12 protein-coding genes and 7 tRNA genes are annotated in these 14,346 nt (G+C 42.6%); 12 read left to right on the plus strand and 7 right to left on the minus strand.

Annotation, left to right across the window (positions count from 1 at the left end):
* Position 1: 1 nt before the first annotated feature.
* The 4 genes from OW255_RS17395 to OW255_RS17410 all read right to left on the minus strand — a co-directional run bounded on the left by OW255_RS17395 (position 2) and on the right by OW255_RS17410 (position 4,168).
* The gene (locus tag OW255_RS17395; protein ID WP_024835025.1) at positions 2 to 1,183 is read right to left on the minus strand and encodes a SpoIIE family protein phosphatase; all 1,182 of its coding nucleotides are present in this window, start codon (positions 1,181 to 1,183) and stop codon (positions 2 to 4) included.
* Positions 1,183 to 2,916, minus strand: a complete 1,734-nt coding sequence (locus OW255_RS17400; RefSeq protein ID WP_268114789.1) for a [Fe-Fe] hydrogenase large subunit C-terminal domain-containing protein — start codon at positions 2,914 to 2,916, stop codon at positions 1,183 to 1,185. Before OW255_RS17400 ends, OW255_RS17395 begins: the two co-directional genes overlap by 1 nt.
* Before the next feature lie 2 nt (positions 2,917 to 2,918).
* Positions 2,919 to 3,158: a (2Fe-2S) ferredoxin domain-containing protein gene (locus tag OW255_RS17405; protein WP_024835023.1), complete on the minus strand. Its 240-nt coding sequence runs from the start codon at positions 3,156 to 3,158 to the stop codon at positions 2,919 to 2,921.
* A 179-nt stretch (positions 3,159 to 3,337) separates the two neighbouring features.
* A complete protein-coding gene (locus OW255_RS17410; protein WP_024835022.1) occupies positions 3,338 to 4,168 on the minus strand; it encodes a purine-nucleoside phosphorylase in 831 nt (276 codons plus the stop codon).
* A 188-nt stretch (positions 4,169 to 4,356) separates the two neighbouring features.
* Here OW255_RS17410 and OW255_RS17415 point away from each other — a divergent pair, with 188 nt between their 5' ends.
* Genes OW255_RS17415 through OW255_RS17425 form a run of 3 tightly spaced genes read left to right on the plus strand, consistent with a single transcriptional unit; the run spans position 4,357 to position 6,794 of the window.
* Complete coding sequence (locus OW255_RS17415; RefSeq protein ID WP_024835021.1) at positions 4,357 to 5,415, plus strand: ABC transporter substrate-binding protein; 1,059 nt, start codon at positions 4,357 to 4,359, stop codon at positions 5,413 to 5,415.
* 26 nt (positions 5,416 to 5,441) lie between these two features.
* Entirely contained in the window at positions 5,442 to 6,212 is a 771-nt protein-coding gene (locus tag OW255_RS17420) for an ABC transporter permease (RefSeq protein ID WP_024835020.1), read from the plus strand.
* 3 nt (positions 6,213 to 6,215) lie between these two features.
* Complete coding sequence (locus OW255_RS17425) at positions 6,216 to 6,794, plus strand: ABC transporter ATP-binding protein (RefSeq protein WP_268114791.1); 579 nt, start codon at positions 6,216 to 6,218, stop codon at positions 6,792 to 6,794.
* A gap of 229 nt (positions 6,795 to 7,023) precedes the next feature.
* Here OW255_RS17425 and OW255_RS17430 read toward each other — a convergent pair whose 3' ends face one another.
* Positions 7,024 to 7,743 carry a hypothetical protein gene (locus tag OW255_RS17430; RefSeq protein ID WP_268114792.1) on the minus strand — a complete coding sequence of 240 codons (720 nt, stop codon included), beginning with the start codon at positions 7,741 to 7,743 and terminating at the stop codon, positions 7,024 to 7,026.
* 127 nt (positions 7,744 to 7,870) lie between these two features.
* Positions 7,871 to 8,332: a methylated-DNA--[protein]-cysteine S-methyltransferase gene (locus OW255_RS17435; RefSeq protein WP_268114794.1), complete on the minus strand. Its 462-nt coding sequence runs from the start codon at positions 8,330 to 8,332 to the stop codon at positions 7,871 to 7,873.
* A 442-nt stretch (positions 8,333 to 8,774) separates the two neighbouring features.
* On the opposite strand from OW255_RS17435, the gene OW255_RS17440 reads away from it, so the two are divergent.
* The 8 genes from OW255_RS17440 (at position 8,775) to OW255_RS17475 (ending at position 9,945) form a co-directional block, all read left to right on the plus strand.
* Positions 8,775 to 8,849, plus strand: a tRNA-Pro gene (locus OW255_RS17440).
* A gap of 42 nt (positions 8,850 to 8,891) precedes the next feature.
* A tRNA-Gly gene (locus OW255_RS17445) sits at positions 8,892 to 8,962 on the plus strand.
* A gap of 3 nt (positions 8,963 to 8,965) precedes the next feature.
* Positions 8,966 to 9,039, plus strand: a tRNA-Arg gene (locus OW255_RS17450).
* 31 nt (positions 9,040 to 9,070) lie between these two features.
* Positions 9,071 to 9,146, plus strand: a tRNA-His gene (locus OW255_RS17455).
* A 39-nt stretch (positions 9,147 to 9,185) separates the two neighbouring features.
* A tRNA-Gln gene (locus OW255_RS17460) sits at positions 9,186 to 9,257 on the plus strand.
* Between the two features lie 3 nt (positions 9,258 to 9,260).
* Positions 9,261 to 9,333 (plus strand) — tRNA-Lys (locus tag OW255_RS17465).
* Between the two features lie 137 nt (positions 9,334 to 9,470).
* Positions 9,471 to 9,550, plus strand: a tRNA-Leu gene (locus OW255_RS17470).
* Positions 9,551 to 9,762: 212 nt separating this feature from the next.
* Complete coding sequence (locus tag OW255_RS17475) at positions 9,763 to 9,945, plus strand: hypothetical protein (RefSeq protein ID WP_268114795.1); 183 nt, start codon at positions 9,763 to 9,765, stop codon at positions 9,943 to 9,945.
* 7 nt (positions 9,946 to 9,952) lie between these two features.
* On the opposite strand, the gene OW255_RS17480 is transcribed toward OW255_RS17475, so the two are convergent.
* On the minus strand, positions 9,953 to 11,626 hold the full coding sequence (locus OW255_RS17480) for a S8 family peptidase (RefSeq protein WP_268114796.1): 1,674 nt from the start codon (positions 11,624 to 11,626) through the stop codon (positions 9,953 to 9,955).
* Between the two features lie 686 nt (positions 11,627 to 12,312).
* Here OW255_RS17480 and OW255_RS17485 point away from each other — a divergent pair.
* A complete protein-coding gene (locus tag OW255_RS17485) occupies positions 12,313 to 13,986 on the plus strand; it encodes a hypothetical protein (protein WP_268114797.1) in 1,674 nt (557 codons plus the stop codon).
* The last annotated feature ends 360 nt before the right edge of the window (positions 13,987 to 14,346 follow it).

Below are 14,346 nucleotides of genomic sequence, written 5' to 3' on the forward strand. Positions count from 1 at the left end.
ACTAATAATACGTGATTGTAACCTTTTTCCCCATTTCTTCTAACGCATGCTTTAACTGATCCACAAGATTCTGGCGTATGCCAAGATCAAAAGGCAGGCCTGGATTCTGATAGGCACTGTTAATGGCCTTTCCCACAAACAGGTTAAGCTCTGTGCAGTCCTCAATGAGCATCTTTGCTACCTGGGAACCTCCATTCAGCTTATCCAGCTCCTGGAAGAATTCCTCTGTTACTGACTGATTCTTTGCGTACTGTTTTAAAAGCTTTAGCACCCGGTTTAAGGTCAGTACGCCTTCTGTGACAAGCTCCACCCCCTCAAGGGTTGCAATGGGCGGGATGTCAGGATCATAGTAATGCAAAGAGACGGAAAGCTTTTTCCCAAGCTCTCTTGATACAATGTTTGCACTGGTCCCACCGCAGATAATCCGCTTTGTGGTCTCATCTCCTGATAAAAATGCATGTACCATGGAAACGTCATCCTCTTTGCTTTTGGGTGGTCCGGTCATTAAATGTACCGGCTTCCTGTCGATGATCCGCATCACTGCAACCGTGGTATCATCGCCGGGCCGGTACTGATAAAGCTCATCACAGGCTCTTGTAAGGGCAGAAGCAAGCCGCATGGCTGAAATGGTCTTACGGTACTGCTTCACCGCATAGGAAGCCACATCATCCCACAGCCATCCGAAATTAAGAAGCTGTCCCACTCCTGCATGAATGGTTCCATCGCTTAAAAGAATGAGAGCATCTCCCTTTTTCACCCGAAACCGGTACTCATTGATCTTTTTATTTCTTATGATCCTAGTATTTTGCGGTATGGGCACAAGGCTACCATCCCGGATAAATATACAGCTGGGGTTATCAAACTCCACCAGATAGGCTTCTCCGCTGTTTAAGACCTGGAGAATGCTGAAGGTGGAGTAAGCCACCTGCCGAACCTGGCAGACCGGAAGTGTCTCTACAATGGTTTCCACACATTCCTCTAAGGTGGCACCATTTAAAAACATGGTACCAAGTATCTTGGAGGTCATGGTCGCCAGTATGTTTGCCTTAACCCCGCTACCCATGCCATCAGCCAGGATCATAATGTTGGAATCATCTGTTTGCAGCAGCTCTACCTTATCCCCGCACAGGACTTCGTTGAACTTGTTTAAGCTTTTGTATGCCGCATCTACTGTAATACCCATCACTTAACCTCGCTTTCGCTTCCTTCGTCCAATAGGGATCTGCAAAGCTTTGTCAGTGTGGTTTTTGTCTCTGCTGTGGTTTCCCCCAGCAGTCCGGCAATTTCCTGGGCCACCATCATCTGCTTATGGATGACCTTCTGAGCCAGATCAATGGTTTCCAGCTTCATCTCATACTCCTGCTTAGCCTGCTCTTCTTCTCTTGTGATATCGATAAATGTGGCTAAGACCACATCCTCTTTTTCAACATAAACAATGTTTTGCATGGTAGAAAAACCGTACTCTCCATAGCTCACCTTTTTTCCGTGAATCTTTTGATGGGACTGATACACCCATTGGAAATCAGAGGGATCGATGAATTCGTATAAATACATCTCCAAAGCTTCCTGTCTGCTTATTCCAAAGTACCTTTCTCCCACCTTAGAGAACTCAAGGATCTTCATATCCTTATCCACGATCAGTACGATGTTGGGCGATGTCTCCAAAACAAGATTGGAAAGGGATTCTGCTTTTTCATTCATAAAAGGAATGCACATATTAAGCTCTGCCTTTTTCTGAAATACAGCTATGGCCTTTTCACGGCATGTGGAATAACCGCAGGCTCCGCAGTTTAGCTCATCCTCCGGTTTTAGTTTTCCTGTCATCTTAAATATTTCTTTGATCTGGGCTTCCGTCGGCATAGCCTCTTCCGGCGCCCGATCCATAAAATGTTTCTGAAACGATATCCGGTCTATCTTGGGACTGATCTCCTCCCAGGGTACCGGCTCCTTCTCAATGCTTTCTTCCATATCCAGCTTCACTTTAAACCGTGAAATCTTCTCATCTTCTACCATGGGACCATTGATGCACCCCCCGGAGCATATGTTCATTTCAATAAAGCAGCCGTTCATAGAGCCTTCTTTGATGCTTTCGCAAAGATCAATACAGCTTTTGATTCCATGGACATAAAGCTTTCTGTATTGGTCCTGCTCTTTTTCTGTTGCCACAACAGAACTTATGATTCCGTTGGTAACAGGATAAAGGCGGTTAACTCTTGGATTCTCATTGGTAAATGGGATGTCCTCACATTCTTCTATGGATATCCCTTCCTCTGAAAGCCATCTTTTTAAATCAGAAAAGTTTAAGACCGCATCAATATATCCAGCATGACGGGGGTCCTCTGACTCCTTCTTTTTGGCAATGCAGGGACCGAGAAACACCACCTTTGTGTCATAGCCCATCTTTCTTTTTAACAGCTTCCCATGGGCGATCATTGGTGATACCACAGGTGCCAGATGTCCAATGAGCTGAGGATAATAAATCTCGATCAAATCATTGACGCCAGGACAGCAGGTGGTGATAATGGTATCCATCTTCCCTTCCTCTAACAGGCGGGTATATTCTGCCGTTACCAGGGCAGCCCCTTCTGCTGTCTCTCTCACATCCGAAAACCCCAGCTTCTTAAGTGCTCCGTTTACCTGACCGATGGAGCTATATTTTAAAAGTCCCATATAAGATGGAGCAAGGGAGATAACGGTTCTTTTTCCCTGCCTTATGTATTCTTTAACCAGCTCTAAATCACTGATCAGTGTTTTGGCAGACTGAGGACACACCTGCATGCATTTCCCGCATAAGATGCATTGATCCGGCATGATCTCTGCCCGCTCATTACGAATCATGACTGCCTTGACTTCACAGTTACGGATACATTTATAGCAATGCTTGCATTTGGTAGCTTTGAAATCAATGATTCCCATGATTAAAGCCTCCCTATAATTTCCCTGTCAAAAAACTCCCTGGTGTCTTCCGGCTTTAAGGAATACAACTGCCCATCTACGGTCACGCATACACCGCTTACACAATTTCCACTGCAAAAAGAGCCGTTTAAGTCCACCTGTTCCTCCAGATGGCGCTCCTTTACCATGGCTTGAAGCTGTGCTACGATTTCCCTGGACCCCTTTAAATGGCACGCGCTGCCGATACAGATCGTCACTCTCATGAGTATTTCCCCTCCTGTTTTCCCCTTGTTTTTACTACCCCTATTAAAATATTATCGCATATCACTGGGGGGTTATCAATAAATTTTTACCGATTAGCTGTATTTTTTGAAATACACCTGACAGGACAAAAAAAGGGACCCAAAGTCTCCTCCGGTCCCTTCATCTCTTATCTTCTATCCTACTTTCCCGCAATCTTAGTAATAGAAGCAGTAATTAATTTTTTAAATAACGGTGCCACACGGTCTGCAGTTTCCTGAACCTCTGCATGGCTTAAAGGCTGGTCTGTGATTCCACAGGCCATATTGGTGATACAGGAGATACCGCACACCTTCATGCCCATATGGTTGGCTGCAAGCGCCTCACAGGCAGTGCTCATGCCTACGGCGTCTGCTCCCAGAATACGGCACATCTGCACTTCAGCCGGAGACTCATAAGCCGGACCGGATAACTGAAAATAAATACCTTCCTGAAGCTCAATACCTTCTTCCTTTGCCGCTTCCTTAATGAGGCCGCGAAGCTCTCTGCGGTATACATCGCTCATATCCGGGAATCTTGGACCCAGTTCATCAATATTCTCTCCCAGTAGTGGGGAAGGAACTGAGGTTGCAATGTGATCCTTAATCAGCATGAAATCGCCGGCATGGAACTCCTTATTGATGCCGCCGCAGGCATTGGTCAGGAATAAGGTCTTTGCTCCTAATAATCCCATCAGCCTTGTTGGGAGCACCACATCTGTCATTGGGTATCCCTCGTAAAAATGAACACGTCCCTGCATGATTACCACTGGAACCTTGTTTACATAACCAAAAATAAATCTTCCCTTATGTCCTGCTACCGTTGAAACCGGAAAGCCTTCAATATCCTTATAATCAATGGTTGCTGCTACTTCTATCTCCTCTGCATACTCTCCAAGACCGGAACCCAGGATCAGGGCGACTTCCGGAACAAAATCCGTTTTTTCCCTAACACTTTTCAAACAATTTTGAAGTTTTTCATATACTTGATTCATTCGCTTTAATCTCCCTTCACTTTCCTGTTGACTCAAAAATACAGGTATTCTTAGTATATCACAAAAACTGATATAACTCATCTAATTTTTGACAAATGAGACGCAAAAATGATATACTGAATCTGTCCATATTCCAGATTATGGAAGGATTTTTATGGAAATTATCATCTGCAAAAAGGGAGGATTTTATGAAAAAAATAATACCAATATTCATGGCACTTACAGTGGCTCTCACCGCATTAACCGGCTGTTCCACAAAGAAAGGGGAGCCGGAAACAAAGCCCCAGGACACGACTGCATCTTTATCTCAGGAAGTCACTGAATCCAAAACAGATTCGGCAAAAAATGAGAGCTATACCTTAAAAATCGGCTCTTTAAAAGGCCCTACCTCTATGGGACTGGTGGAGCTTAAGGATCAGTCTTCAAAGGGTACCTCGGAGGGAAGCTATGAGTTTACGATGGTAACCGCAGCCGACGAACTCCTTGGGAAGATAGTAAGCAAGGAGCTGGATATCGCCTTGGTACCCGCTAATATGGCTTCCATTCTTTATACAAAGACAAACCATGAAATCACGGTACTTGACATCAATACATTAGGAGTTCTCTATGGTATCTCAGGGGATGCTTCTATTAAGACAACAGCCGACTTAAAGGGTAAAACCATATATCTTACTGGCAAAGGAACCACCCCGGATTATGTATTACAGCATCTATTAAAGGCCAACGGACTGACCGCAGAGGATGTGACTCTGGAGTATAAATCAGAGGCAACCGAAGTAGCTTCTATTCTAAAAGAAAAACCAGACGCTGTCGGCATACTTCCCCAGCCCTTTGCAACTGCTGCCATGGTCCAAAATGACAAGCTTCATATGGTCCTTGATCTGACCAAAGAATGGGATGCAAAATCCGGATCAGAGGGCGGCAGCCTGGTCACAGGTGTCACTATCTGCAGAAATGAGGTATTAAAGGAGCACAAAGAGGCTGTGGATACCTTTATGGCGGAACATAAAAAATCTGCGGAATTTGTCAACTCGAATGTAAGTGAGGCTGCTGCACTGGTGGTTTCCGACGGAATCATTGAAAAAGCACCCATTGCAGAGAAAGCTATCCCCTATTGCAGCATTACATATATTGACGGAAAAGATATGAAGCCCCTTTTAGGCGGCTACCTAAACGTACTCTTTGATATGGAGCCGTCATCTGTGGGCGGAGCTCTTCCTGATGATTCCTTCTATTATATGCCATAAATGAAGCAAAGAAAAAAGGAGATCCAATGAAATCATCTGCCTTCCAGCTAAAACGTGCATTCATGATCCTCTTTTGGATCTTCCTGTGGCAGGCGGCAAGCTCTGCCCTCCAAAACAATATTATTTTAGTAGGCCCTTTGGAGGTTCTTCAGTCGCTGCTGTCACAGATTCTTACCATGGAGTTCTGGAAGACCATAGCTTTTTCCTTTGGAAAAATCAGTCTTGGTTTTTTCCTCTCTTTTGCAGCTGGCATGGTGACCGGAGGCGCTGCTTTTCGTTTTCCCCTTCTGGAAGACTTCTTAGAGCCGCCCATGTTATTTTTAAAGTCTGTGCCCGTGGCGTCTTTTATTATACTGGCGCTAATCTGGATCGGATCAGAAAACCTGTCCCTGTTTATTGCCTTTTTGGTGGTATTTCCCATGATCTATCTCCATACCATGGCAGGCTTTCGCAGTGCGGATAAAAAGCTTCTGGAAATGGCAAGAGTATTTCAGATGCCGCGTGTTAAGAAGTTATTTTACATATACCGCCCCGCTCTCCTTCCTCATCTGATTGGCGGCTGCCGGGTGGCACTTGGAATGAGCTTTAAATCAGGAATTGCCGCTGAAGTCATCGGGGTTCCGGATCATTCCATTGGAGAAAAGCTATATATGGCAAAGATTTATCTAAGCACTGCTGACTTATTTGCCTGGACACTGGTAATTCTCGTAATCAGCGCTGCCTTTGAATCCCTGTTTTTATGGCTCTTATCCCTGGCAGCTCCTGCCGTCGTCGTAAATAGAAGGAAGGAGGATTAGCATATGGAACTGAACATAAGAGATTTATGTTTATCCTTTGATGGTCGTTCCGTTCTTTCTGATGTGAACTTATCCCTTCATTCCGGTAACGTTTACTGCCTTATGGGTCCATCGGGCTCTGGAAAGACCTCATTTTTAAAGATTCTTTTAGGACTTTTAAAAGCGGATTCTGGCTTTGTTCATATTCCTGTTGGAATAAAAATGTCTGCTGTGTTTCAGGAAGACCGTCTCTGCGAGGAATTTACGCCCATGGAAAACCTGATCATGACAGTTCCTGGCTACTCCAGAGAGCATAGAGAAAAAGCAAAGGAAATACTTCTAAATCTTCTGCCGGAAGAGTCTCTTCTACGGCCTGTGTCCACCTTAAGCGGTGGCATGAAGCGGCGGGTCGCCATTGGAAGAGCCTTATTTGTTCCTTCTGATGTAATACTAATGGATGAACCATTTACCGGACTTGACCATGGGACAAAAGAAAAGGTAATTCGCTATATCAAGACTTGTACCAGAGATAAGCTGGTAATTATAAGCACCCATCATTCAGAAGATGCGGCCCTATTTGATGGAACTTTGATCCACGTATGACAAATAAAAATCCATAGTTCCAATGAAGTGTGATGTTAGTGAAATAACAATATAAAAACATTAATTAAGGGGAAAACATAATTAACAGGATAATCAGAACTAATAGGAAAACACAAAATACCCCTATACAGGACTTTGTCTTTATGGACCTGTATAGGGGTATTTGATTTAGTATTATTAAAAGAAATTTTATTCATTTACTTGCAGAGCTGTTTAGTAAAACCTGGTCTTATTTCAGCTTTAAGGTCTTAATTGCTGCTTCCACCTGATCGATTACTGCCTTGTCATCAGACTCAATGGTGCCTGCTGCACTGATATACTTCTTTGCTGCTGCATCATAGGAACCGCTGATAGCAAAATAACGAACTCCATCCTGTGCATTCTTATAGCGGACTGCGTAATCGAATTTCTGGCTTCCGTTGCTTCCATTTTCAACGTTATAGCGAACAAATTCCATATCGTCTCCACGGTCAACCAGCTTCTTATACTCTTCCATGGTTGCAGGATAAACCTCTCTTGCACCGTCTGCGTCGTCACCTTCTACATAAGTAACTTCCAGAATATCGTTTCCATTGGGTGAGGTAAATGAGGCTACGCTCTCATCTCCATCTTCATCTACACTCCAGTTAGCAGGAGGTGTAATCTGATATTTTCCTGATACTGAGGTAAATACGCCGGAATTGATGCTTCCAGCATCTGCAGAGGTTACCTGCACATAAGCTGTGGTCTCCTCAGTCTCACCTTCCTGTGTATCATCGCTTGCTGCTTCAGATCCACTGGTTTCTCCTTCTTTTGTCTCCCCTGCCTTAGTTTCAGAAGATGCTACCGTAGCGGAAGCTTCTTTGGAAGATTCCTGCTGCTTTGTATTATTCTTAGATCCACAGGCGGTAGCTGCTATCATCACTGTCATGGCCAGGGCAATCACTGCCAACAAATTTTTTCTTCTCATGTTAATCACTCCTTATAATCAGTCTTATTTCCGGTGACGCTCTGAATTATATCATGGAAAAAAAGAAAAGTATAGGGGATTAAAGGAACTGAAAGAAACCCCAAAAATTCTTAATAATTTTACCAACTTATTTGCCAGTTTCCAGGTTAAGCAGCTCTATCTTAATAGGAAGTCCGCCTCCGTAGCCAACCAAACTGCCATTTGCACCAATGACTCGGTGACATGGAATTATAATTGAAATAGGATTGCGATTATTGGCCATTCCTACTGCCCTGCATGCCTTGGGATTTCCAATGGCTACCGCAATATCCTTGTAGCTTCTGGTTTCCCCATAAGGGATGTCTAACAGAGCATTCCAGACCTTCTTTTGAAATTCCGTGCCCTCCGGCTTAAGAGGCAGATCAAATGATTTTCTCTTCCCATCCATATATTCTTCCAGCTGAAGCGCTGCCCGTTCCAACAAAGGGGTTCTTTTTTTAATCCCTTCCAAAGGCTCTTTCACCAAAAATTCCAGCCCGGTAATTGCTTCTTCATCGCATATTATAGTAAGAGCTCCTACTCTGCTTTCCATGGTGTCCCAGTATTTCATAAGTAACATCCCCTTTCTCTCTCGTCCATTTATTCTCTGGTTTCATTATATCACAGGTGCCTTAAAATACTACTGAAATTCCCATATCAGGCAATTCATCCATTTGTTTTTAAACATTTCTTATAATTCCTTTCGAATCTTTATGAAATGTTTATGCGCAGGTCAAACTTCCGTCACAATTTCCAGATATACTAATAAATGTAAAGGACCCCACCTTTTAATATTGACTTTTTATTTTTCATACTCAACCGGCAGGAACAAGAAATTGGTTCTGCCGGTTCCTCCCTTTTCTGGGATAAAATCCTCAAAAAACCACGTAAATTCAAGCTTTTTAAATAATTTGAATTTTTTTCTAAATTATTGTTGACAAAAGTATTGCCATCAGATATAATAACTCTTGCGTTGCTGATGAACAGCGAAAAACAAAAACGCGAATTACCTTCGGGGTGTGGCTCAGCTTGGCTAGAGCGCCTGGTTTGGGACCAGGAAGTCGCAGGTTCGAATCCTGTCACCCCGACTGAGATAAAACTGTAAAAGTTATATTCTCTCAAACACTTTTGCGGGTGTAGTTCAATGGTAGAACACTAGCCTTCCAAGCTAGATACGTGGGTTCGATTCCCATCACCCGCTTTTGAGTCTGTAGCTCAGTTGGATAGAGCAACGGCCTTCTAAGCCGTGGGTCGGGGGTTCGAATCCCTTCAGGCTCGTTTCACATTTCTAACCAAGATGTGGAATTATGGTGGGTATGGCGAAGTTGGTTATCGCGCCAGATTGTGGCTCTGGAGGCCCAGGGTTCGAATCCCTGTACTCACCTTTCCCTTATAGGGAATTTTTTTTTATCAGGAGTTTTAATTGGGCTATCGCCAAGCGGTAAGGCACAGGACTTTGACTCCTGCACTCGTTGGTTCAAATCCAACTAGCCCAGTATGGGATACTAGCTCAGGTGGTAGAGCACTTGACTTTTAATCAAGTTGTCCGGGGTTCGAGTCCCCGGTGTCTCATGAATAAAGAAAGACGGATTCTATTGACAGAGTCCGTTTTTTCTTTCCCTAAACTCCTCTCTCACCCTATTTTTATAATTACAATTTATAATTCTTGACAATTTCTACTTCCAATGGTATCATCTATATTGTTGTCAGCGGGTATGGCGGAATTGGCAGACGCGCCAGATTTAGGTTCTGGTGGGATACCGTGCAGGTTCAAGTCCTGTTACCCGCATGTCAGGTAAACGGTGAAAACACCGGATTTCCTTGTAAACACAAGGGGTTCCGGTGTTTTTTTATTGGTTGGATTAGTTAATCCCTTCCTATTATAATATAGGAAAAGAAAAATTAAATATTAATCGTTGTAAAAATATGGAAATATTTTCATATAGCTTAATCCTTATTGCGGCTTTACAATCGTTATATAATTTTCTGGGAGGTGATAATTTGAAACATCGAGTAAAGAAAACCGAGAAACAGTGGGCCGATGAATTTGACCAGCTACAAGCCGCAAGCATGGAAATCAAAGCCCCCTCTGCTCCCCCCGGAGAATTCGAAAACATTCTAAAGGAGATGAATCGAAGAGGGATCAAGCCCAGAATCCGGGAAGAGCTGGAACACAGGAAGTAAAAAGCGGTTACTGGCTTAATAACCGTTTGTACATTTCACTGGGATCCAGCTTTCCGTACCCCCAAATATTGTTGGGATACGTCTGATTTTCGTCACGGGCTGCTTCCCTGATGATCAGACGGTTAACCTGATTCCCTGTTACAGCAGTATAATTACCTTTGCTGTAGGCCCACTCCATGATAGTGGCAGCTACTCCAGTTGTATGAGCTGCTGCTGCCCCAGTTCCAGTGATGGTCCCATACCGGCCTTCTGGTATGGCACAGGGAATCCGGTAGCCAGGTGCACCAATATCTGGTTTCACTATACCAAGTCTCGTATACCCTCTTCCTGATTCCAGGAGAATTTCCCCAGTTTGCTGATTATATGCTGTGATTGTTAAAGGATGTGCCGAATCACCGGCTGCTGTAATGGTTGTATTGGGGTCAGAGTTTATAAAGAAGGTCTCATTTGATATTAAATTGCCTGACGGAAGCCAGCAATGAAATGAAAATGGCTCCCCTGTCATACTTCCAACTCTGAAATACCATGTTCCAGATGGAATATTTCGAAATCTCAGCAGTATAAGCTGATCTCCTGTCTCTTCCTCAAATAATATATTATTTACCCAAATCTCTCCATTGACCGTCTGATATGTAATTCTCTGACATCCTTCTACGGTTGGATTTATGATCTGAGAGGTTTCATAGGTAGGTGTTGTAATCTCTATAAATAGACTGGAAGGTATGTAGGGCCAGATTTCCATCATAAATTCCTGGTCAATTCTTCCCACAGAAAGCTGAAAGCTATTATAGAAAGGAGCAATGTCTGTTCTGTTATAATAATGTCTCTGATTATTTCCCTCATTGCCAGCCGATACGACCACACCTGTCCGCGGAAGCTGTACCAGATAGTCCAGATACGAACTTAAAGGCCCTCTCCCATCATGACCGCCCTGGCTGCTGCCTAATGCCAGACAAATGACAATAGGACGGTTTAACCGGCTTGCCACACCTGTCAGGTAGCGGATACCAAGCATGATATCTGATTCCTGATAGCAGAGAGCATTTTGAGGGACAAAAAATACTTCTTTTAAATTCGCCTTAGCCTCCTTTAATTTGACAACGACCAAATCTGCCTCTGGGGAAATCCCTGCAAAATTATGGGCATCATCCCGACGGCCTGCCATAATACTTGCAATGGCAGTTCCATGACCTATGGTATCCACAGATGGAACCAGAGTCAGTGGCTGATCTGAGATTAAAGCAAAGTTAATCAGTTCTCTAGTGTATTCTGCACCAAAAGTAAATCCTCTTGGTGGTACACTTCCTTCCTGCGTCTGATCCCAGATAGAAATGATTCTGGTGGTCCTATCATTGTGCGTAAAGACGGGATGACGATAATCAATTCCCGTATCCACCACACCTACAAGAACACCTCTTCCATACATAGTCGTATCCTGAATTTCCTGTAGTGCTTTTACATCAGGCTCATCACAGCTTACGGTGGATTCTAAAGTGAATAAAGCAGGAAACAAATGATAAGAATTTTTTCCCAGATCACATGGCTCCATCTGGTCCTTTGGAATATGAACCAGGGAAGTTAAATCATTAACGGGTGTAATGTTATCGCCTGTATTATAGGTGGGTATCAATGCATTATTGATAATAAAATCATAAAATCGATTGTCCAGAATCTTCTCCATGCATCAGCCTCCTGTCTTTTAAAGGAAGATATGATACAGTTTATGCGGTGAACCGTCGGATATGAGCAGAAGAATTCAACCAATGCCTTAGAATATAACGGCAATATGGTACAAACATCACTATTCATTTTATTTAGGCGTAAATAACTTTTATTTACAAATTTTTTTATTAAAAAGATAAAAATTTACTTATTTTACTTTACTTAAACGATTTCTTGCGTTATAATTTATATAACTCTTCTTAGGAGTGCCGTATTTCCCCAATCCTGCGGTGCTCCATTTTTTATTGTCTTTTTCCAAAAGCATACATTTCCCCTTATTTTTCATAAAAGTATCAAATTCTGCATCCCTTCCCCATATGATGATTTTTTTCGTCTTTTTTTACAAACTATTTCATTAGTTTTAAATATTCTGGTTTCACAAACTCTTCATAATTCTATCAAATATTAGACACACTTTTTTCTTATATTAATATCTGAAAACAGGCCCATGTGACCTTTTAAATAGACTTTTTTTCATACCTGCCGGCAAAGTAATTTTGCCGGCTTCCTCTATGTTATGGACCGCAATTATCAGGAGATTTTTAAAGCAGGTTGGCAATAACCGAGTTGTTGCTGTTTTTTCATCATGATACAATGGGAATATTGGACATCATGAAGCCGCAGCATGCGGAGAATGGAGCTTTTATGAAAAAACATTATGAAAAAATTCTATGGGACTGTGACCTTTGGGTCTCTCAGGTAATCCATTTTCAGGTTACAGACCCTTCCAGTGAATTCTATGGAGGATTCAGAGACCATGACGGTCTGGTAGAGCCTAAATATGCCATCTTCCAGGTTACAAATATGACTGCAAGCTTCTTAAACAGCCAGAGCCGTTATTATGGAAGCAAGGACATCTATAGCAGAATTACCATTGCCCTGGATTACATAAAAAGAGGTCAGAGAGAAAATGGATTTTTTGACCTCATTAACTGCAACTTTTATTCCGGAGCGGATACTGCTTTCTGCCTGGACGGGCTTTTGCCTGCATATTTGTATGTAAAGCGGTTATTAGAAAATGAAATAGAAAGTCCGGTTCAAATGGATTTACTGGTTCCTTTGAAAGATACGATGGAAGCCATTTTGATTAAGGGCGGAAAGGCAATGATTGGAAGTGGATTTCATACTCCTAACCACCGCTGGGCCATTGCTTCTGTTCTTCAAATGCTTACTTCCATCACTGGGGATGAATCCTTTCAAAAAGGCGCGGAAGTATTTATGGTGGAATTTTGCGACTGTAATGAGGATGGAGAATATGCGGAACGTTCTGCTGGGGGATACAATTTAGTAAACAATAACGCTATGATTATGCTGGCTCTTGCAACGGGTGATGATTCCTATTATGTGCCTGTAAAGCGGAATCTCAATATGATGCTTACATACATAGAGCCGGATCAGAGTATCTTTACCAACAACTCTACAAGACAGGATCGGGGGGTGAAAGTTTATCCCGTTGGATATTATCTAGAATACCTTTATATGGGTATTATATTTGAAAATGAGACCTTTTTAAAGGCTGCCTGCTCTATTATGAATATTGCGGAAGAGAAGCAAATTAGCATGGAGGGTTTTCTTATTCATTTCATGCTCATGCCAAAGCTGTTAGAGTTTGAATATGAAACTTGCGGGCTTTTAACAGACTATTGCCGATATTATAAGGATTCTGGTATCGTTCGATTGCGCAGAGGAGGTTATTCTGCTTCTATATTAAATGGCAGTCCTACCTTTCTGTTCTTCCAGCATGGGGATTTTTCTGTGAGCATGAAAATTGGGGCGGGCTTTTGTGAGCATCGGTATTTTACTGCTCAGAGCATTACCAGTGTTTCTGAAACGGGAGGCTTTCAGTTAAAAGAGACGAAAACTGGCTGGTATTATCTTCCCTTTGATGAGCCACAGGATACTACGGATTGGTGGAAAATGGACCATACGAAACGAGATAAACTTTATGGCCCGGATATGATTTTTGATATTGTAATAGAAGAAGCTGAAAATGGGATTGATGTGAAGATAAAAACAGAGGGAATCGACCGGGCGCCTCTACGGGTTGAATTGGCCTTTGATGGTGGGTGTCGGTTGGAATCTGAGCATTTTATTGCTGAAGGGGTTAAGGGCGGGGGTATGGTAGCCAAGGCTGGCACTGTGACCGCTACAAAGGGGAAATATGCCATTACGGCTGGTCCTGGGTTTGGGGAACATAATTATGTGGCTGGGAAGTTTGGAAGCCAGAATCGCTCCAGTGAGTGCTTTACTGTTTATTTTACGGATTTTACCTGCTTTGAGCATACTATTTCCCTTAGGGCGGTTCCGGCGGCTTATTGAGATGTGATTCGGAAAAAACAGAGAATGTACCTAACTATTATAACACAGCTGAAAAAGTCAACCATAGCAATAATTATGGACATGTTAAAAGAAGTTGCCACTCTCATGACTATACATCAGCTATGAAAGCGGCAACTCCACCGTTTAACTTACTGTTAGTATACCCGTGAACTATTTACACGGGGGAATCCCAAAGTTTATGTAAACCTTCAAACTGATGTAAAATAAAATTACTCAGTCTGGAGGTTTTATTTTATAGCAGAAAGAAGAAGGGATTAATGCTGTTATACAGCAATTTTATGAAGTAATATAACGAAACCATCTCGCATATAATCGAATATCCATAAATTCTTCCAAATC

This window comes from Lacrimispora xylanolytica (assembly GCF_026723765.1).
In the GTDB taxonomy this organism is placed as follows: Bacteria; Bacillota; Clostridia; order Lachnospirales; family Lachnospiraceae; genus Lacrimispora; species Lacrimispora xylanolytica.